16 protein-coding genes are annotated in these 18,834 nt (G+C 72.7%); 6 read left to right on the top strand and 10 right to left on the bottom strand.

From position 1 onward, the window contains the following. Window positions 1–182: 182 nt before the first annotated feature. Window positions 183–1,208, bottom strand: coding sequence for a cation diffusion facilitator family transporter (locus ACIGXO_RS15580; RefSeq protein WP_399785974.1), 1,026 nt, complete (start codon window positions 1,206–1,208; stop codon window positions 183–185). Window positions 1,209–1,455: 247 nt separating this feature from the next. Between ACIGXO_RS15580 and ACIGXO_RS15575 the strand changes: the two genes are divergently transcribed. Next, the gene (locus ACIGXO_RS15575; protein ID WP_399785971.1) at window positions 1,456–2,700 is read left to right on the top strand and encodes a cytochrome P450; all 1,245 of its coding nucleotides are present in this window, start codon (window positions 1,456–1,458) and stop codon (window positions 2,698–2,700) included. 95 nt (window positions 2,701–2,795) lie between these two features. Here ACIGXO_RS15575 and ACIGXO_RS15570 read toward each other — a convergent pair whose 3' ends face one another. Genes ACIGXO_RS15570 through ACIGXO_RS15550 form a run of 5 tightly spaced genes read right to left on the bottom strand, consistent with a single transcriptional unit; the run spans window position 2,796 to window position 7,085 of the window. Further along, the gene (locus ACIGXO_RS15570; protein WP_399785968.1) at window positions 2,796–4,046 is read right to left on the bottom strand and encodes a cytochrome P450; all 1,251 of its coding nucleotides are present in this window, start codon (window positions 4,044–4,046) and stop codon (window positions 2,796–2,798) included. A 58-nt stretch (window positions 4,047–4,104) separates the two neighbouring features. After that, complete coding sequence (locus ACIGXO_RS15565; protein WP_399785965.1) at window positions 4,105–4,722, bottom strand: GTP-binding protein; 618 nt, start codon at window positions 4,720–4,722, stop codon at window positions 4,105–4,107. Beyond that, window positions 4,703–5,056 carry a DUF742 domain-containing protein gene (locus ACIGXO_RS15560; RefSeq protein WP_030259166.1) on the bottom strand — a complete coding sequence of 118 codons (354 nt, stop codon included), beginning with the start codon at window positions 5,054–5,056 and terminating at the stop codon, window positions 4,703–4,705. Before ACIGXO_RS15560 ends, ACIGXO_RS15565 begins: the two co-directional genes overlap by 20 nt. Next, window positions 5,053–5,478 carry a roadblock/LC7 domain-containing protein gene (locus ACIGXO_RS15555; RefSeq protein ID WP_399785961.1) on the bottom strand — a complete coding sequence of 142 codons (426 nt, stop codon included), beginning with the start codon at window positions 5,476–5,478 and terminating at the stop codon, window positions 5,053–5,055. Before ACIGXO_RS15555 ends, ACIGXO_RS15560 begins: the two co-directional genes overlap by 4 nt. Next, window positions 5,475–7,085 carry an ATP-binding protein gene (locus tag ACIGXO_RS15550; protein ID WP_399785958.1) on the bottom strand — a complete coding sequence of 537 codons (1,611 nt, stop codon included), beginning with the start codon at window positions 7,083–7,085 and terminating at the stop codon, window positions 5,475–5,477. The genes ACIGXO_RS15555 and ACIGXO_RS15550 overlap by 4 nt, the downstream gene beginning before the upstream one ends. 265 nt (window positions 7,086–7,350) lie before the next feature. On the opposite strand from ACIGXO_RS15550, the gene ACIGXO_RS15545 reads away from it, so the two are divergent. After that, window positions 7,351–8,544: a GTP-binding protein gene (locus tag ACIGXO_RS15545; RefSeq protein WP_399785955.1), complete on the top strand. Its 1,194-nt coding sequence runs from the start codon at window positions 7,351–7,353 to the stop codon at window positions 8,542–8,544. A gap of 156 nt (window positions 8,545–8,700) precedes the next feature. On the opposite strand, the gene ACIGXO_RS15540 is transcribed toward ACIGXO_RS15545, so the two are convergent. Then, window positions 8,701–9,120, bottom strand: a complete 420-nt coding sequence (locus tag ACIGXO_RS15540; RefSeq protein ID WP_399785952.1) for a winged helix-turn-helix transcriptional regulator — start codon at window positions 9,118–9,120, stop codon at window positions 8,701–8,703. Window positions 9,121–9,183: 63 nt separating this feature from the next. On the opposite strand from ACIGXO_RS15540, the gene ACIGXO_RS15535 reads away from it, so the two are divergent. Then, window positions 9,184–10,299, top strand: coding sequence for a Gfo/Idh/MocA family protein (locus tag ACIGXO_RS15535; RefSeq protein ID WP_399785949.1), 1,116 nt, complete (start codon window positions 9,184–9,186; stop codon window positions 10,297–10,299). Window positions 10,300–10,306: 7 nt separating this feature from the next. On the opposite strand, the gene ACIGXO_RS15530 is transcribed toward ACIGXO_RS15535, so the two are convergent. Then, window positions 10,307–12,760, bottom strand: a complete 2,454-nt coding sequence (locus tag ACIGXO_RS15530; RefSeq protein WP_399785946.1) for a phosphoketolase — start codon at window positions 12,758–12,760, stop codon at window positions 10,307–10,309. Between the two features lie 209 nt (window positions 12,761–12,969). On the opposite strand from ACIGXO_RS15530, the gene ACIGXO_RS15525 reads away from it, so the two are divergent. Further along, on the top strand, window positions 12,970–13,383 hold the full coding sequence (locus ACIGXO_RS15525; protein WP_399785943.1) for a hypothetical protein: 414 nt from the start codon (window positions 12,970–12,972) through the stop codon (window positions 13,381–13,383). A 65-nt stretch (window positions 13,384–13,448) separates the two neighbouring features. On the opposite strand, the gene ACIGXO_RS15520 is transcribed toward ACIGXO_RS15525, so the two are convergent. Continuing rightward, window positions 13,449–14,174, bottom strand: coding sequence for a DUF4232 domain-containing protein (locus ACIGXO_RS15520; RefSeq protein ID WP_399785940.1), 726 nt, complete (start codon window positions 14,172–14,174; stop codon window positions 13,449–13,451). Window positions 14,175–14,379: 205 nt separating this feature from the next. Between ACIGXO_RS15520 and ACIGXO_RS15515 the strand changes: the two genes are divergently transcribed. Beyond that, entirely contained in the window at window positions 14,380–15,021 is a 642-nt protein-coding gene (locus ACIGXO_RS15515) for a YceI family protein (RefSeq protein WP_399785938.1), read from the top strand. Window positions 15,022–15,222: 201 nt separating this feature from the next. After that, a complete protein-coding gene (locus ACIGXO_RS15510) occupies window positions 15,223–16,329 on the top strand; it encodes a PP2C family protein-serine/threonine phosphatase (RefSeq protein WP_399785936.1) in 1,107 nt (368 codons plus the stop codon). A 60-nt stretch (window positions 16,330–16,389) separates the two neighbouring features. On the opposite strand, the gene ACIGXO_RS15505 is transcribed toward ACIGXO_RS15510, so the two are convergent. Continuing rightward, the gene (locus ACIGXO_RS15505) at window positions 16,390–18,531 is read right to left on the bottom strand and encodes an ATP-binding protein (protein WP_399785932.1); all 2,142 of its coding nucleotides are present in this window, start codon (window positions 18,529–18,531) and stop codon (window positions 16,390–16,392) included. Between the last annotated feature and the right edge of the window lie 303 nt (window positions 18,532–18,834).

Below are 18,834 nucleotides of genomic sequence, written 5' to 3'. Positions count from 1 at the left end.
TAATCGGGACCCGTCCCAAGTAATCGGGACCCGTCCCAAGTAATCGGGACCCGTCCCAAGTAATCGGGACCCGTCCCGAGTATCCCGACACCACCACCTCATCACAGGCACGCGGAAGTCCGGCGCCGCGCTGCACGTCGACGCGTCGTTTCGGACTGCCGTTCCGTGCTCGTGGGGCTTGATCAGTGCTCGTGCGGCCCCGCCCGGTGTACCGGCCCGTGGGTGTCGGCGCAGTGGGCGCCGGCGGGCTGGTCAGCGGCGTGGGGTTCCTGCCGGTCCCCGATGCGCAGCAGCTCCCCGCCGCCGTCCTGTTCGCCCAGGTGATCGACCTGAAGAGTGGCGTGCGTGATGCCGTACTCCGCGGCGAGCAGCTCCTGCAGCGTCCGGCGGACCTTGTGGCAGTCGCCGCCCGGCGCCACCAGGACGTGTGCGGAGAGCGCGGGGTCGCCGGAGGTGATCTCCCAGACGTGCAGGTCGTGGACCTCCACGACCTGGTCGGCGGCGACCAGCCGGTCACCCAGCGCGTCCGGGTCCACCCCGGCGGGCGCGGCCTCCATGAAGATCCGGCCCGAGTCGCGGACCAGGCCGATCCCGGCCTTGAGCATCAGCGCGACCACGAGCAGCGACGCGATGGCGTCCGCCCGGGCGAAGCCGGTGGTCAGCACGACCGCACCGGCCACCGCCGTGGCGATGAAGCCGAAGAGGTCGGTGAGGAGGTGCTGGTAGGCGCCCTCGACGTTCAGGCTGGAGCGGTTGGCCCTGGAGATGAACCAGGTCGCGACGAGGTTGACCGCGACCCCGGCGAGGGCGGTGACGAGGACCAGGCCGCCGGTGACCTCGGGCGGTTCGACGAGCCGGTGGATGGCCTCGTACGCCAGCCAGACCGACAGCACCAGCAGCGTGACGCCGTTGGCCTGCGCGGAGAGGATCTCGGCCCGCTTGAGGCCGTAGGTGTAGCCGCCGCGCGCCGGGCGGGCCGCCAGCCGCATGGCGATCAGCGCGAGCACGATCGAGGCGGCGTCGGTGAGCATGTGGGCGGCGTCGGAGATCAGCGCCAGGGAGCGGGCGATGAAGCCGATCACGACCTCGATGGCCATGAAGGCGGTGATCAGGATCAGCGCGGCCCGCAGCCAGCGGCGGTCCGCGTCCGCGGAGACCGCGTGCGAGTGGCCCGAGTGATCACCGTGTGCGTGGGCGTGCCCCGTCATGGCCCACTCCCTCCTGCGTCGGGCGGCATGTTGCCGCAAAGGCGCTCGAACGAAGCAAACCGCACTTCGGCAAAAGATCCAAAGGCTGCATCGGTACCCGTTGTCATTCCCCCGGTTGGTGGACATCTCCGCAGGTCAGCGCGGTGCGTCCGAACGGAGTCCGGATGCGGCCTTGAAAGGGCGCCGGGCAGGAACGATCTTGGTGGGGACCGCAGCACCCCCACCCACACACTCCCAGGGAGCGTTCTTGGCCGCGAACCGAGAAGCGCCGAACCGAGAAGCGAACCGCGAAGCGCCGGACATACTGTCGCCGGAGTTCGCGGTGGATCCGTACGCCGCGTACCGCGTCCTGCGCGACCACTTCCCGCTGCTCCACCACGAGCCCACCCGGAGCTACATCGTCTCCCGGTACGAGGACGTCGAACGGGCCTTCAAGGACCCGGTGTTCACCACCGAGAACTACGACTGGCAGCTGGAGCCGGTGCACGGCCGGACCATCCTGCAGATGAGCGGCCGCGAGCACTCCGTACGCCGGGCGCTGGTGGCCCCCGCCTTCCGCGGCGTCCCCCTCCAGGAGACCTTCCAGCCGGTCATCGAGCGCAACGCGCGCGAGCTGATCGACGGCTTCCGCGACGCGGGCCGGGCCGACCTCGTCGCACAGTTCGCGACCCGCTTCCCGGTCAATGTCATCGTCGACATGCTCGGCCTGGACCGCGGCGACTACGACCGCTTCCACCGCTGGTACACCGCGATCATCGGCTTCCTCGGCAACCTGAGCCAAGACCCGGAGGTGGCCGAGGCGGGGCTGCGGACGCAGCAGGAGTTCGCCGCGTACATGCTGCCGGTCATCCGGGAGCGGCGCGCGAACCCCGGCGACGATCTGCTCTCCACGCTGTGCACCGCGGAGATCGACGGCACGGCGATGAGCGACGAGGACATCAAGGCGTTCTGCAGCCTGCTGCTGGCCGCGGGCGGCGAGACCACCGACAAGGCGATCTCCAGCGTCATGCACAACCTGCTGCGCCACCCGGAGCAGCTGGCCGCCGTGCGGGAGGACCGGTCGCTGATCGAGCGGGCCTTCGCGGAGACGCTGCGGTACACGCCCCCGGTGCACATGATCATGCGGCAGCCGGCGGAGGACGTCGTGATCGGCGGCGGCAAGGTGCCCGCAGGGGCCACCGTGACCTGCCTGATCGGCGCGGCGGGCCGGGACGAGCGGCGGTACGCGGACCCGGACACCTTCAACATCTTCCGCGACGACCTGAAGACGACGACGGCGTTCTCCGCCGCGGCCGATCACCTGGCCTTCGCGCTCGGCCGGCACTTCTGCGTCGGCGCGCTGCTGGCCAAGGCCGAGGTGGAGGCCGGCGTCGGGCAGCTGCTGGACGCGCTGCCGGACGTGGCGATCGAGGACGGCGCCACCCCGCGCGAGCAGGGCGTCTTCACCCGCGGCCTGGACGCGCTGCCGGTGCGCTTCACGCCGGTGGGCTGACTCCTGCCGGTGGTCTGAGGCGGGACGGCAAAAGGGCCGTACGGGCACACCCCGTACGGCCCACGTCCCGGACAGAGGACCTCAGATACAGGCTCTCAGGCGGGCCCCGGCGTATACGTCGGCGTGAATGTCACCGGCAGCCCCGTCAGCCCCCGCATCCACAGCGACCGGTGCCAGACCAGGTCCTTGTCGGGCACCGCGAGCACCACGTCGGGCAGCCGGTCCAGCAGTACCTCCACCGCCGCCCGCGCGATCACCTCCGCGAGCTGCGGCGCCGGGTACGGGCAGGCGTGCTCGCCGTGGCTGAACGCCATGTGCGCCTGGTTGCCGTCGGCGTGCGCCGCGGTGAAGTCCGGCCGCACCAGCGGATCGTTGTTGGCCGCGGCGAGCCCCAGTACGAGCAGGTCACCGGCCTTGATGCGGTGGCCGCCGAGCTGGGTGTCGCGGGCCGCCCAGCGCCCGATGAAGTTCTGCGTGGGGGTGTCCTCCCACAGCACCTCGTTCAGCGCCTGGCCCACGCTGCGCCGCCCGCCGGTCAGGCTGACCGCGAACCGGTCGTCGGTCAGCATCAGCCGCAGCGTGTTGCCGATCCAGTTGGCGGTCGGCTGCTGCGCGGCGGCCATCACCACCAGCAGGTCGATGACCACCTCCTCGTCGGTCAGCCCCGCCGGGTGGGCGAGCAGCCGTGAGGGGATGTCGGGACCCGGCCGCCCGCGCTTCACGCGGGCCAGCCGCGCCATCCGGTCCGCGACCCGCTGGTGCGCCTCGATCGCGCCGTCGCCCACGTCCAGCGACTCGGCGATGTCCCGTACCAGGTCCGGCACTTCGCTCGTCGGCGCGCCGTACAGTTCGGCGACGACCAGCAGTGGCAGCCGCAGCGCGTACTCGGCCATCAGGTCCGCTTCGCCGCGCCCGGCGAAGGCGTCGACCAGGCCGTCCGCGATCCGCTCGCAGATGCCCCGCAGCTCGAACTGGTCGATGGCCAGCAGCGCGTCGCTGATCGCCCCGGCCCGGCGCTGGTGCTCGGGCCCCTCGGCGAACATCACCGACGGCTGGTACCCGACGAACGGCAGCAGCGGCCAGTCGTCCGGCACCTGGTCCCAGGCGTTCCAGCGGCGCGAGTCGCGGGCGAACAGCTCGGGGTCGGAGGTGACCTGGTGCAGCTCGCGGTAGCCGATCACGAACCAGGCCGGGAAGCCGCCGTCCAGCAGGACCGGTACGACCGCGCCGTGCCGGCTGCGCATCTCCCGGTACAGCCGGGCCGGATCGCCGCTCAGCCCCTCGCCGTACAGCGGTACGGCCCCGGCGGTCACGGGGCAGCCGCCGGTCTGCGGCGCTTCGGTCACGGTGCACCCTCCTGAACTCGGGTCGTGCGATGGGTCACTGGGCGGATTACTGGTCGGGTTACTGGGCGGCGAGCGCGTACAGGTGACGGACGAGGGAGATCAGCACCTGCTTGCTGGACTCCCGGTCGCGGGCGTCGCAGGAGACCAGCGGCACGTGCGGGGAGAGGTCCAGCGCGTCCCGGATCTGCTCCAGGGTGTGCTGCTCGCCGCCGAAGTCGTTGTGCGCGACGATGAACGGCATCCCGTGCGCCTCCAGGCGGTCGATCGCGTACCAGGAGTCGTGCAGCCGCCGGGTGTCGACCAGCACCACGGCGCCCAGCGTCCCCGCGAAGAGCCGGTCCCACAGGAACCAGAAACGCTCCTGGCCGGGGGCGCCGAAGAGGTACAGGACGTTGCGGTCGTTGATCGTGATGCGGCCGAAGTCGAAGGCGACGGTGGTCGTCGACTTGGCCTCGACGCCGGCGGGGTCGTCCACGCCGACGCCCGCCTGGGTCATCGTCTCCTCGGTGTTGAGGGGGCGGATCTCGCTGACCGAGCGGACCATGGTGGTCTTGCCGACGCCGAAGCCGCCGACGATCACGATCTTCAGGCCGTTGTCGGTGGACTGGTGCAGCGGGGCCCGTACGTCCTCCTCCAGGGCGGCGCCGGCCGCGGCGTCAGAGACGTTGGAGTGCATCGAGCACCTCCTTCAGCAGGTCGGGTTCGGGCAGCTCGGCACGGGCGGCCGTGCGCGGGTGGCGGGCGGTGATCCGGCCCGTGTCGAGCAGGTCGGTCAGCAGGATCCGTACGACGCTCACCGGCAGCCGCAGCGCGGCCGACAGCTCGACGACCGCCGTCGGGCGCCGGGCCAGCTCCAGGATCCGGACGTGCTCGGACTGCATGCCGGGCGCCGGCTCGCACTCGGCCACGATCAGCGTGACCAGGTCGAAGCGGCTGCCGGCGGCCCGGCTGCGGCCGCCGGTGACGGTGTAGAGGCGGTCCGGGTCGTCGTCCGGGCCGAGCGGGCTCACGCCGGCCGGCCCGGCAGGCCGCCGCCGTCCTCGCGGGGTGCGGCACTGAGGTACTCGCCGATCTGCTCGACCAGTTCGTTCATGTTGAAGCCGATCACGCCGACGTCGGCGTCCTCGACGGCGACCACGGCCAGGTGCGCGCCGTGCCCGGCCTCGACGATGAAGAGGATGCCGCCGTGGAACTCGGTCATCGCCTGCCGCACGCCGCCGCTGCCGTCACCGAACTCCACGGACGCGCCGTGCGACAGCGACTGGATTCCGGAGGCGATCGCGGCCAGCTGGTCGGCCTGGTCGACGCTCAGGTCCCGGGAGTGGCAGAGCTTGAGGCCGTCGCGGGACAGCACCAGCGCGTGCCGGGCGCCCGGCGTCTTCTGCAGGAGGTTCTCCAGCAGCCAGTCCAGGCGGTTGTCGGTGGTGTTCATCGGGGATCGTCCTTCGGGGCATTTTCGGGGGCGGTGGGCCGGGCGGGCGGGGCCTCGCCCTGCACGGCCCGGCGGAAGGAGCGCAGCCGCGCGGCGGACTCCTCGTGGGAGCGGCCGCGGCCGCGTCCGGTGGCCTGCGGGACCTGCGGGATGGGCGCGCCGGCCAGGGTCTGGCCGCGGCGCCGCTTGGGCAGTCCGCTCGGTCCGTACTCCGTCGCGGGCGCCGGATCGGCTCCGCGCGGCGCGGGCACGGCGGCCGCGCCCCGGTCCTGGGGCGCGCTCCCGCCGTGCGGGTCGTCCGGGCCCCGCGACGCGCCCCCGTCGCGCGCGGCGCCCGTGTCCCGGTCGGGGACGGTGGGGCGGTGGTCGGTGGTCTCCCGCACGGAGCCGGCGCCACGCCCGCGGGCGGCGGGCAGCTCGTGCGCGTCCCGCTCGTGCACCTCGTGCGCCTGCGCGTCGTGCGCGGCGCGGAGCCCCGCGACGGGCATCTCGGGGGCCTCGGCCCGGTCCCCGGCCGGCCTGGGCGGCGGCTGGGAGATCAGCTGCTGCGGGATCAGCACGACCACGCTCGTACCGCCGCGGGCCGACGGGCGGAACGAGACGGTCAGGCCGTGCTTGCCGGCCAGGCAGCCGACGACGGCGAGGCCGAGCCGGGTGCCGGACAGCGACATCAGGTCCAGCGTCTTCGCGGACACCGCCGCCTCGGCGCTGCGCAGCGCCGTCTCGGTCATGACCAGCCCGCTGTCCTCGACGCTGACCACGACACCGGCCTGCGCCTCCTCGACGTACACGTGCACCGTCGAGGTGGGCGGCGAGAAGGAGGTGGCGTTGTCCATGATCTCGGCGAGCGCGTGCATGACGCCCTCGGCCGCGTGCCCGGCCACCGCAGCGGTGCTGCTGCTGTGCAGCCGCACCCGGCGGTAGGCGCTGATCCGGCCCATCGCGCCGCGCAGGATGCTCTCCATGGCGATCGGCTTGTTCCAGCGGCGGCCGGAGCGGGCGCCGGTCAGTACGGCGATGCTGTCCGCCAGCCGGCCCGCCTGCGCGGTGGTGTGGTCCAGCTTCAGCAGGTCGCCGAGGACCTCCTCACCGTGCCGGTGCTCCATCTCGCGCAGGTCGGCGAGCATGCTGGTGGCCAGCGCCTGGACGCGGCCCGCCGCGCTGGCGCAGGCGGACATCGCCGCGGCGCGCATCCGCTCGCCGCGGCCGACCTCGGTGGCCAGCGTCTCCACGATCCGGCGGTGCGCCTCGTCGGCGGGCATCGGGGTGTGGCCGAGCGCGGTGTTCACCGAGGCGCCGTCGCGCAGCCGGGCCACGACCGCGGGGAGCGTCTCGTCCGCGAGCCGGTCGGCGGCGGCCGACAGCTCCGCGATCCGGGCGCGGTGCCGGGCGGCGGTCCGCACCGCGTACACCGTGACCGCCATCAGCACGCTCAGCACCACCGCCACCGTGCCGCAGCCCCACGCCAGCCCGGTACGCAGCGCCGCCGGGCCCGCGAGAACCGCCCACAGGACGGCGCCGCCGGTCACGACGAGGGCGACGAGGAACGCGTACAGCGCCGCGACCACGGGCGCGCGCTGCGGACGGGCGGGTGTCTGAGCTGTCATCAAACGGGTCCTCGGGCGGTCGCGGCATGGCAAACGGGCCCTGCGGGCGCAGGATAGGCGAAGATCGGAAGAACCCTATCCGCTTCCTACCGGCGAGCAACTTCCGCGTCGCGACAATGTTTTGACGTCCCGTCCGTGCCGGATTCCACCCATGCGTCACGAGGTGTGCCGCGACGCGTGGGCGCCCGGACGCCCCGCTCCCTCCGCGTGGCGCTGCCGGGCGACCCCTTGTTGAACATGATTATCATCTGCTACCGTCCTCGGCATGAACCACACGCCGCCCGACGGCCGGCTGCCGGTCACCGTGCTCTCCGGTTTCCTCGGCGCCGGCAAGACCACCCTCCTCAACCACGTGCTCGGCAATCGCCAGGGCCTGCGCGTCGCGGTCATCGTCAACGACATGAGCGAGATCAACATCGACGCCTCCCTGGTACGGGACGGCGCCGCGCTCTCGCGTACCGAGGAGCGCCTGGTCGAGATGACCAACGGGTGCATCTGCTGCACGCTCCGCGACGACCTGCTCGAAGAGGTCGAACGGCTCGCCCGCGCCGGCCGCTTCGACTACCTGCTCATCGAGTCCAGCGGCATCTCCGAGCCGATGCCGGTCGCCGCGACCTTCGCGTTCGCGAGGGATGACGGCGCGACGCTCACCGACATCGCGAACCTGGACACGATGGTCACGGTCGTCGACGCGGTGAACTTCAACGACGAACTGAACCGCGGTGACGACCTCGTGGAGCGCGGTGTGGCCCCGGTGGAGGACGACGAGCGCACGGTCAGCGATCTCCTGATCGACCAGGTCGAGTTCGCGGATGTGATCCTGCTGAACAAGACCGACCTGGTCTCCGCGAAGGAGGCGGACCGGCTGGAGGCCACGCTGCGGCGGCTGAACCCGGCGGCCCGCGTCCGGCGCACCGTACGCGGCCGGATCGACCCCGAAGAGATCCTCGGCACCGGCCTGTTCGACCTCGCGAAGGCCGAGCAGGCGCCGGGCTGGGTGGCCGAGCTCAACGGCGACCATGTGCCGGAGACGGAGGAGTACGGCATCTCCTCCGTGGTGCTGCGCGACCCGCGGCCCTTCCATCCCGGCCGCCTGTGGGATCTGATCACCGGGCCGCTGGACGCCGGTACGTACGGCACCGTCCTGCGCTCCAAGGGCTTCTTCACACTCGCCACCCGTCCCGATGTCACCGGGCTGTGGTCCCAGGCGGGCGCGGTGGCCCGCTTCGAGCCGTCGGGCGTGCACGACCACGAGCACGGTGACGGGCATTCCCACGACGACCGGCCCGCCGTGCAGGGCCAGGAACTGGTCTTCATCGGTACCGGCCTGCGGCCCGACGCGCTGCGCGACGCACTGGCCGACGCCCTGCTCACCGCCGGCGAACTGGCCGACGGCCCCGCGGCCTGGACGGCGTACGACGACCCGTTCCCGGCCTGGGACCTGGTTCCGGTCCCCTGAACCCGGAGGTGCCCGGCGGGCCCGGCAGCCCTCGTCGGGCATCTCCGAAAACCGGGCGGCGGCGGGCGCCGGAGGACTGCGGTCCGGCGCCCGCCCCACCCGTCCCCCGGCCGGCGCCTGTCCCGCCGGTCCCCCGGCCGGCGCCTGTCCCGCCGGTCACGCGGCCGGCGTCCGCCCGCCGGTCACGCGTCCGACACCGGCATCTTCTCCTGCGAAGCTGCCGGTGTTGGCGCGTACCCACCTCCGCAGATGAGCCAGCGGCTCCAGCGCGCCCCGGCCCAGCTCGGTCAGCTCGTACTCGACGCGGGGCGGGACCTCCGCGTACACGGTCCGGCTGACCAGGCCGTGATCCTCCAGCCGGCGCAGCGTCTGGGTGAGCACCTTCGGGCTGACGCCCTCCAGCTTGCGGCGCAGCTCGCCGAACCGGCGCGGGCCGTCCTCCAGCGCGGTGATCGCCAGCCCTGTCCACTTGTTGGCCAGCAGCTCGAAGACGGCCCGGCCGGGGCAGAGCAGTGCGTAGACGTCGTGCCGCGGATCCTGGTCCGTACGCGGGTGAATCCCTCGCTGTGCAGTCATGGTTCCCAGAAGATAGCAAGGTCCCTTGCGGGTTATCAGGGCCCTGCGCCTAGCGTCCCCGCCATGACGAACCCCACCGCACCGGTCCGTGTCGGCATCATCGGTCTCTCCGCGCGCGGCGGCTGGGCGGCGCAGGCCCATCTGCCCGCACTCCGCCGCCTGCCCGGCTTCGAGGTACGCGCCCTGTCGGCGAGCAGCGCGGCGTCGGCGCGGGCGGCCGCCGAGAAGTACGGCGTCCCGCTCGCCTTCGGGAGCGCCGAGGAGCTGGTCCGCAGCGACGAGGTGGATCTCGTGGTGGTCAGCGTGAAGGTGCCGCTGCACCGCGAGGCCGTACTGGCCGCGGTCCGGGCCGGCAAGGCCGTGCTGTCCGAATGGCCACTGGGCAACGGTGTGGCGGAGGCGGAGGAACTGGCGGCGGCCGCAGCGGCCGCGGGCGTGCGGACCTTCACCGGGCTGCAGGCGCGCACCTCGCCCGCGGTCCGGTACCTCCGTGACCTGGTCGCCGACGGGTACGTGGGGGAGGTGCTCTCGACCAGCCTGGTGGCCTCGGGACGCGGCTGGGGCGCTGAGTACCGGCCGGGTGTGGAGTACGTCCTGGACCGGGCGAACGGCGCCACCATGCTGACCATCCCCTTCGGGCACACCATCGACGCGTTCGCCATGGTGCTGGGCGAGTTCACCGGGCTGTCGGCGGTGACCGCGACCCGGCGCCGGACCGTGTACGAGGAAGGCACGGGGCGCCCCGCGCCGATGACCGCGGCGGACCAGATCGCGGTGAGCGGGCAGCTCACCTCGGGCGCGGTGGCGTCCGTGCACTTCCGCGGCGGGCTGTCGCGCGGCACCGACTTCCACTGGGAGATCAACGGAACGGACGGCGACCTGGTCGTCACGGGCGACTCGGGCCACCTCCAGCAGGCCGTGCTCACGGTGCGCGGCGCCCGTGGCGACACCTCCCGCCTGGCCGAACTGCCCGTACCGGGCCGCTACTACGACACCCCGGCGCTCGGTGACGTGCTGGACCGCGCCCCGTACAACGTCGGCGCCCAGTACGCCGGGATCCTCGCCGACCTCACCGACGGCACCGCCGCCGTACCGGACTTCGCGCATGCCGCCCGCAGGCAGCGGCTGCTCGACGGGATCGAGCGGGCCGCCGCCACGGGTGACCGCGTCAGCGTGTGACGGTTCTCTAGTACGGCCACTTCCAGTCCGCCACCTCCGGCATGTCCGTGCCCCGCTCGCGGATGTAGGCGTGGTGGCGGGTGCGGGCGTCCTGCATCTGCTGGCGCAGGGCCGTGGCCCGTACGGCGAGGCCCGGGACCCGGTCGATGACGTCCATGACCAGCCGGTACCGGTCCAGGTCGTTGATGACCACCATGTCGAAGGGGGTGGTCGTGGTGCCGTGCTCCTTGTAGCCGCGCACGTGCAGGTTCGCGTGGCCGGTACGGCGGTAGGCGAGCCGGTGGATCAGCCACGGGTAGCCGTGGTACGCGAAGATCACCGGCTTGTCGGGGGTGAACAGCGCGTCGTACTCGGCGTCCTTCATGCCGTGCGGATGGTCCTCGCTGGGCAGCAGCCGCGCGATGTCCACGACGTTGACCACCCGTACGGCGAGGTCGGGCAGGTGCTCGCGGAGCAGCGCGGCCGCGGCCATCACCTCCTGGGTCGGCACGTCGCCCGCGCACGCCAGCACCACGTCCGGGGATTCGCCGGCGCGCTCGGTGCCCGCCCAGTCCCACACGCCCGCGCCCCGCGCGCAGTGCGCGATCGCCTGGTCCATGTCCAGCCAGTCGAAGGTGGGCTGCTTGCCCGCCACGATGACGTTGACGTAGTCCCGGCTGCGCAGCGCGTGATCGGCCACCGAGAGCAGGGTGTTGGTGTCCGGCGGCAGATAGACCCGTACGGCCGGCGGGTACTTGTTGAGCACGTGGTCCACGAAGCCCGGGTCCTGGTGCGAGAAGCCGTTGTGGTCCTGGCGCCAGACGTGCGAGCTCAGCAGGTAGTTGAGCGAGGGGATCGGGTGGCGCCAGGTCAGGTCGCCGGTGACCTTCAGCCACTTGATGTGCTGGTTGACCATCGAGTCGACGATGTGCACGAAGGCTTCGTAGCAGGAGAAGAGGCCGTGCCGGCCGGTGAGGAGGTAGCCCTCCAGCCAGCCCTGGCAGGTGTGTTCGGAGAGGATCTCCAGCACCCGGCCGTCCCGCGCCAGGTCCTCGTCGGTGTCCAGCAGCTTGTCCTGCCAGTTCTTGCCGGATGCCGCGTACACCGCCTGCAGCCGGTTCGACGCGGTCTCGTCCGGGCCCACCACGCGGAAGTTGCGGCTCTCGGCGGTGTCGGCCATGACCCGTTCCAGCAGCTGCCCGAGGACCTTGGTCGGCTCGCGCAGCTCGGTACCGGGGTGCTTGACCGGTACGCCGTACTCGCTCAGCGGCGGCATCGGGAGCGAGCGGGTGAGCCGGCCGCCGTTGGCGTGCGGGTTGGCGCCCAGCCGGCGCTCGCCCTTCGGTACCCAGCGCAGGACGTCCGGGCGCGGCGCGCCCCGCTCGTCGAACAGCTCCTCCGGGCGGTAGGAACGCATCCAGCGCTCCAGTTCGCGCAGGTGGTCGGGGTTCTCGCGGGTGGCGGCGAGCGGGACCTGATGGGCGCGCCAGGTGCCCTCGACGGGCTTGCCGTCGACCTTGCGCGGGCCGGTCCAGCCCTTGGGCGTACGGAGCACGATCATGGGCCAGGGCTGCCGGGCGGGCGGCGCGGCCGCGGAACCGTCCCGGGCGGCGCGCTGGATCTCCGCGATGCGGTCCAGCGACCGGTCCATGGCGGCGGCCAGCTCGCGGTGCACGGTGTCCGGTTCGTCACCCGTGACGTAGACCGGGTCGTGGCCGTACCCGCGGAGCAGCGCGTCCAGCTCCTCCTCGGGCAGCCGGGCGAGCACCGTCGGGTTGGCGATCTTGTACCCGTTCAGGTGCAGGATCGGCAGTACGGCACCGTCGTGCACCGGGTCCAGGAACTTGTTCGAGTGCCAGGAGGTGGCGAGCGGCCCGGTCTCCGCCTCGCCGTCGCCGACGACGCAGGCCACCAGGAGGTCCGGGTTGTCGAAGGCGGCCCCGTACGCGTGCGAGAGCGAGTACCCCAGCTCGCCGCCCTCGTGGATCGACCCCGGCGTCTCGGGCGCCACATGGCTGGGCACCCCGCCGGGGAACGAGAACTGCTTGAACAGCCGGGCCATCCCGGCCGCGTCCTGCCCGACGTCCGGGTAGATCTCCGAGTAGCTGCCCTCCAGCCAGGACCCGGCGACCACCGCGGGGCCGCCGTGCCCGGGGCCCCAGATGCACATCGCGTCCAGGTCGCGTTCGACGATCACCCTGTTGAGGTGGGTGTAGACGAGGTTGAGGCCGGGCGAGGTGCCCCAGTGGCCGAGCAGCCGGGGCTTGATGTGCTCCGGTGCCAGCGGCTCGGTCAGCAGTGGGTTGCCCAGCAGGTAGATCTGGCCCGCGGCAAGATAGTTCGCCGCCCGCCAGTGGGCGTCCAGCGTCCGCACGTCCTCGTCGGACAGCGCGGTACCGGACGGTGCGGTCACGCCGGAGGGCACCGGGCCCGCCCGCTCGCCGCTCTCCGTCGCCGTCCCGGTCCCCGGTGCATCCCGCATGAATCAACCCTTCTCCGGCTTTCCCGTCGAACCGACCCTTCCCATGCTGGGATCCGGGGCGCCGCCCGGCAACGCAGGATCGGGCCGGGTACGCGGTACCCGTGAGCTGGAGAGCAATGCGTCCGCACTGCCTGCGTACCCGGACGCCGTCCCGTACCGTGCGGACGGAAAGAATCTGAGCAGGTGCTGTACGCGGAGGGGGACGGCCGATGGATCCGGAGATCGCGGCGCTGGCGGGCACCGCCGGCACGACGCTCGTCACGCTGATGGCCACGGAGGCGTGGCAGGGGGTACGGGAGGGCGTCGTGCGACTGTGGCGGCGCGCTCGCCCCGAGCGCGCCGACGCCGTCTCGGCCGAGCTGGAGGCCGCCCGCGAGGACCTACTGGCGGCCCGCGATGCCGCCGACGACGAGACCGAGGACGAGCTGCGCCGGGACTGGCAGGGCCGCATCCGCCGGCTCCTCGCCGCCCGCCCGGACGTCGCCGACGACCTGCGCGCCCTGCTCGCCGAGGTCGCCCCCGAGGAGGCCCCGGCGGCGCCGGTGATCACCCAGCACGCCACGGCTTCCGGCTCGGCGCGGGTGTACCAGGCGGGGCGGGACCAGCACATTCACGAGCGGTGAGGCCGGTCACGACGGGCCCGTGAGACGGTCTGCTTCCGGTCCGGTCAGGAGGCGCTGAGCGGGTCTCAGGAGGCGCCCACCGGGTTCACGAAGGTACCCGGGTGGGTGGCGCCCGACTGGTCCAGGACGGCGCCGCCGTAGGGCCACTTCAGTGCGAAGTGCCGCTTCTCGTCCGGCGGGGTGACGACGACGGTGGCCGGCTCGACCTTGCGGTCGTCGTCCCTGGTCGAGGGCAGCAGCTGGAAGGTGAAGTGGGTGTCGGCGCCCGGCTTCAGCACCACCGCCACCGGCTTCTTCCCGGAGCGCCGCAGGTCCCAGGTGGTGCCGTCGGCGCCCTTGAGCTGTACGCCCGGGAAGCCGCTGATCGTGCAGGCGCCGCCGCCCTTGTTCTTGAACCACACGGTGGCGGTCTGCTGGTCGCTGCTGGTCATGTCGGGGCGGCCACCGCCCGCGGAGCCCCAGCCGGCCGTCAGGTCCGCCGTGGTGCAGCGGGCGGCCGAGTTGCCCGTACCGGCCGGGCTGTCCGTACCGGACGCGCTGTCCGTACCGGCCGAGCTTTCCGTACCGGACGCGCCGCCGCTCCCGGTGGCCTGCTGCCCGCCGGACGAGGCGTGCGTGCCGGAGTCCTCGGCGGCACCTGCGGCCCCTGCGGAGCTGTCGGCGGACGCCGACGAGTCCGCCCCCGCGGCGCCGGGCTCGCCGCTCTGGCAGGCGGTGAGGGCGAGCGCGGTGGCGGCGAGCAGTGCCGCGGCGGCGGCCTTGCGGCCGTGGCGACGGGTGCGGTGCGACATGGTGTCCCCCTGGTGTGGCGTCGGTGCGGCCGGTCCTTCCGTCCCGCACCACCCACACTCGCCGCCCCCGCTGCTGATCCACTAACACCGTGCTAACGACCGGTGTACTCGGGGCACGGGTGCGCCACTCCTCGCCGGAGTCTCGGATTCCGCGCCTCTGAACAGGGGTTGCGCCCGTTCTTACTTTGAAGTAGCAACGTGCCCCATGAACTTGTTCGGCCGCAGCTCCTCCTCCCGCCGCGCGGCAGCCCCCGCCGCTCCGGCCCCCTCCGACCTCGCCGTTCTGCCGGATCCCGGCTTCGCGGCGCTCACCGGTGAGTGGATGATCGACCCCGCGCACAGCAGGATCGGCTTCTCCGTCCGGCACGCCATGGTGACCACGGTGCGCGGCGCTTTCACGTCGTACGAGAGCCGCCTCTACTTCGACGGCCGCGACCCGGCTCGCTCCGAGGCGCAGATAACCCTCTCCACCGCCAGCATCGATACGGGTGTGGAACAGCGCGACGCGCACGTGATCGGCCGCGACTTCCTGGACGCCGCGAGCTACCCGCACATGACCTTCACAAGTACCGCCGTGGAACTCGCGGACGACGACCTCTACCGCATGACCGGCGACCTCACCATCAGGGACATCACCCGGCCCGTCGTGCTGGAGCTCACCTACATCGGGCACGTCACCGACCCGTTCGGGTACGAGCGGGTCGGCTTCGACGGCACCACTACGATCAACCGCACCGACTGGGGCCTGACGTACAGCGCCAAACTCGCCCAGGGCGGCGCCATGGTGAGCGAGAAGGTCCGTCTCCAGTTCGACATCGCCGCCATCCGGACCTTCCCCGTCGACTGACCGCCGACCGGCTGGAGGACCCGCCGACCGACCGGTCTTCAGGGCTTTCCCCGGAGACCGGTCGTAACCGTTCGCACTCGGGTGCGTCGTGTGCCGTCTCATGACCGATAGCGTGCAAGTGACTCTCTGTGCGCATCGCTTCTGAGAGGGTGCGGGATATTCCGGCTTCCCGGGGAGGGCGACCGTCAGGGGGGTGTGCGCGTGCGCTCGGAGCGTGGCTGGCTGCTGTCCGCGGGGATGGCCGAAGCGGGCGTCGCGGCGGGTGCCGTCGGCTGCCCGGTGGAGTCGCTCTCCGGGCTGCTGCTCGCCGGGCCGCTGCTGGCGGCGTACCGGCTGTCCGTGCGCGCCACGGTCGGATTCGGCCTCGCCGCGGTCCTGCTCGCCGTGGTGCTTCCCGGCACGGGAGGCACCACGGGTCCGTCGTCGGCCCTGCTCGAACGCGCGCTGCGCGTCCTGTTCGTGGCCGCCGGGGGCCTGTGGGCGGTCCTGATGTGCCGCGCGCGTACGGCCTCCGAGGCCGCGCTGGCCCGGATGACGCGTATCGCCGAGCTGACCCAGCGGTCCCTCGCACGGCCCCTCCCCAGCGAAATAGGCGGCCTGGCGCTCGCCGTGCGCAGCAGCTCCGCCACCGAGGGCGCGCTCCTCGGCGGCGATCTGTACGACGTCACGCTCACCGCCACCGGCCCCCGGGTGATCATCGGGGACGTGCGGGGGCACGGTGTGGACGGGGCCCGGGTCGGTGCGGCCGTGCTGTGCGCCTTCCGGCAGACCGCGGCCACCGAACCCGACCTGGCCCGCCTCGCCCGTACGCTCGACAGCCGTATCGCAGCCGACCTGGGCGACGAGGACTTCGTCACCCTGCTGCTGGCCGACTTCGTGCCCGAAGGGGTCCGCCTGGTCAACTGCGGCCATCCGCCGCCGATCCGTACGGGGCGTCGCCTGGAGCTGCTCGAGCCGCCGAGCCCGTCCCCGCCCCTGGGACTGTCGCCGCGGCCGTGCCTGCAGCGGATCGCGCTCAGCCCCGAACAGCGGCTGCTGTTCTACACCGACGGTCTCACCGAGGCCCGGGACGCCCAGGGCACCATGTTTCCGGTCGACCACCGGGTCAAGGCCGCCCTCTCCGCACCCTCCATCGACCAGGCCCTCGGCTGCCTGCTCGACCTGTTCCACCAGCACGCCGCGGGCCGCACGGAGGACGACCTCACCCTGCTCCTCGTCCAGCCCACCATCGGCCTTCTCGGCGGGGCGCCCGGCCGGGCGGCGTGCAGCGAGGGCGGAAGCCGGCAACCGCCGCTGCGCTCGCCGTGACGCACCGCGATCACCACTGCCGCGGCTGTCCGGCCGTGCCGGGCCCGGTGACCGTGGCGGTCAGCCGGCCGGGCTGCGGGACGGCGGCGGAGCGAAGTCCGGATCGCTGAGGATGCGTGCGGCGCCGGCATCGAGGTCGGTGTCGTAACCGGTACGGAAGGCGGTCTCATAGGCGGGTTCGCCGAGGGCGGCACGGACCTGCTGCCGGCAGGCGTGGAGGGCGGCGGTCAGCGTGGGGACGCCGGCCTGCGGTCGGCCGAGGGCGTCCCAGACCTGCCGGCCCAGGCCGAGCAGCCAGGCGGCGCGCGCCGTTTCCCCGGTGGCGGCCGCTGCCCGGGCCAGGAAGTCGAGGGCCATGCCGGTGCCGACGCCGTCGCGCAGCTGGTGCTTGACCCGCAGCGCCGCCCGCGCGTACTTCTGCGCCTCGCGGGGCCGGCCGCGGGCCACCTCGGCCTGGGAGCGTACGAGGTCGCCCCAGGCGCGCAAGCAGAGCTCGCGGTGCTCCTCGCAGACGGCGGTCAGCTCGTCCAGCATCGCGACGGCGTCGTCGAAGCGGCCCGTGCTGGCGTGCGCATGGGCGCCCATCACCAGGGCCAGCAGGGGGATGTAGGTGAGCGGCTTGCGGCGCCACGGTGTGGCGAGCAGATCCTCGGCCAGGGTCACCACCCGTACCGAGTCACCGCGCATGGCCACCATCCGCAGTTCGGCGGCCGTCGCCATCGTCCGTTCCGTCTCGCCGAACCGCGCGGCCAGCGCGGCGCACTCCGTGGACCGGGCCTCGATGCCGGTCAGGTCGCCCAGGTAGAGCAGCACCTGGCTGCAGACGTACAGGGCCTTCACGCGCGCCGGGCTGGGCGCGGTGTCGGCGGCCAGCACCCGGTCGAGGAAGTGCTGGCCCTCCTTGGTGAAGCCGCAGCCGTACCAGAAGAACCACAGCGCGCTCGCCAGCTCCAGTGCGGCATGATCGTGGCGGCCTTCCGGCGCGGCCAGGCTGTACTCCAGCGCGGCGCGGAAGTTGTCGTGCTCGGCGGTCGCCCGGCCGAACCAGGCGTACTGGTCGGGGCCGATCCACGCGTCGTCACCGGCCCGGGCCAGGCGCAGGAAGTGATCCCGGTGCCGACGGTGCAGTGCGTCCTCCTCGCCGAGGCCGCGCAGCCAGCCGGCGCCGTACTCGCGGATGGTGTCGAGCATCCGGTAGCGCTCGCCGCCCCCGGTCGGCTGCCAGATCAGGAGGGACTTGTCGGCCAGGGCTTCCAGGAGGCCAGGGATCTCGCTGCCGGGCAGGTGCGCGTCGGCGCACACCCGCATGGCCGCCTCGGCGTCGAAGCCGCCGGCGAAGACCGACAGCCGGGCCCAGAGGAGCCGCTCGGCAGGGGAACACAGCTCGTGACTCCAGCCGATCGCGGTACGCAGCGCCTGATGCCACGGAGGTTCGGCTTCGTCCACCACTTCATCCGTCTCACCCAGGACGGCGAAGCGGTCGTCCAGCCGGTCGGTCAGCTCGGCCACGGACAGCTCGCGCAGCCGGGCGGCAGCCAGCTCGAGGGCGAGCGGCAGCCCGTCCAGGCGCCGGCACAGTCGCAGCAGGCCCGGCCGGTTGGCGTCGGTGACCGTGAAATCCGGTACGACCTCGGCCGCACGGGCAGCCAGCAGGGCAACCGCGTCCGCTTCCCCGACGTCCCTGCCCTCGTCCTCGTCCCCGTGCACGGACAGCGGCGCGACGGTCAGCAGCCGTTCCTCGGCGATGCCCAGGGGACGGCGGCTGGTCACCACGATCCGCAGCCCCGGCGCCGCCGCCAGCAACGCCTTCGCCATCAGCGCGCAGTCGTCCACCAGATGCTCACACGTGTCCAGCACCAGCAGCAGCTCGCGGTCCGCCAGGTACTCGGACACCACCTCGATCATCGGGCGCGTCGTCTGGTCCGCCAGCGTCAGCGCCTCGGCGATGGTGTGCGCCAGCAGGGAGCCGCCGCGCCGCAGTGGGGAGAGCTCCACCCAGCAGGCCCCGTCCCGTAGGGACGGCTGCGCCTCGTACGCGGCCCGCAGCGCCAGCCGCGTCTTGCCCACCCCACCGACCCCGGTCAGCGTCACCAGCCGCGCATCCATGAACAGCCGGCGGACCTGCGCCAGCTCCGCCCGCCGCCCGATCAACTCCGTCGTCTCCGCAGGCAGATTCCCCGCGCCCTGCCCCCGCATGGTCACTTCGTCCCTCCGAGCCTCTGACCACCAACCCCAGGAAACAAAGGCAGCCTGACGACTCCCACCACGCGGCGTGCCGGCAAAAGGGAAATCGATCGAAGATGACGCCACCGGACCGCGCCCTGCCGAAAACGACAAGCCCGCTGCCCACTCCCGCACGCAGCAGCCCGCGACCAAGACCGATCGGGCACGCACCGGGCACGGAACGCTCACGCGGCGTGCCGGCAAAAGGGAAATCGATCGAAGATGACGCCACCGGACCGCGCCCTGCCGAAAACGACAAGCCCGCTGCCCACTCCCGCACGC

The sequence above is a fragment of the Streptomyces sp. NPDC053542 genome (genome assembly GCF_044544685.1).
Lineage (GTDB): Bacteria > Actinomycetota > Actinomycetes > Streptomycetales > Streptomycetaceae > Streptomyces.
The sequence above is the reverse complement of the archived record's forward strand: the minus strand, read 5'-3'. Positions and strand labels throughout refer to the sequence as shown.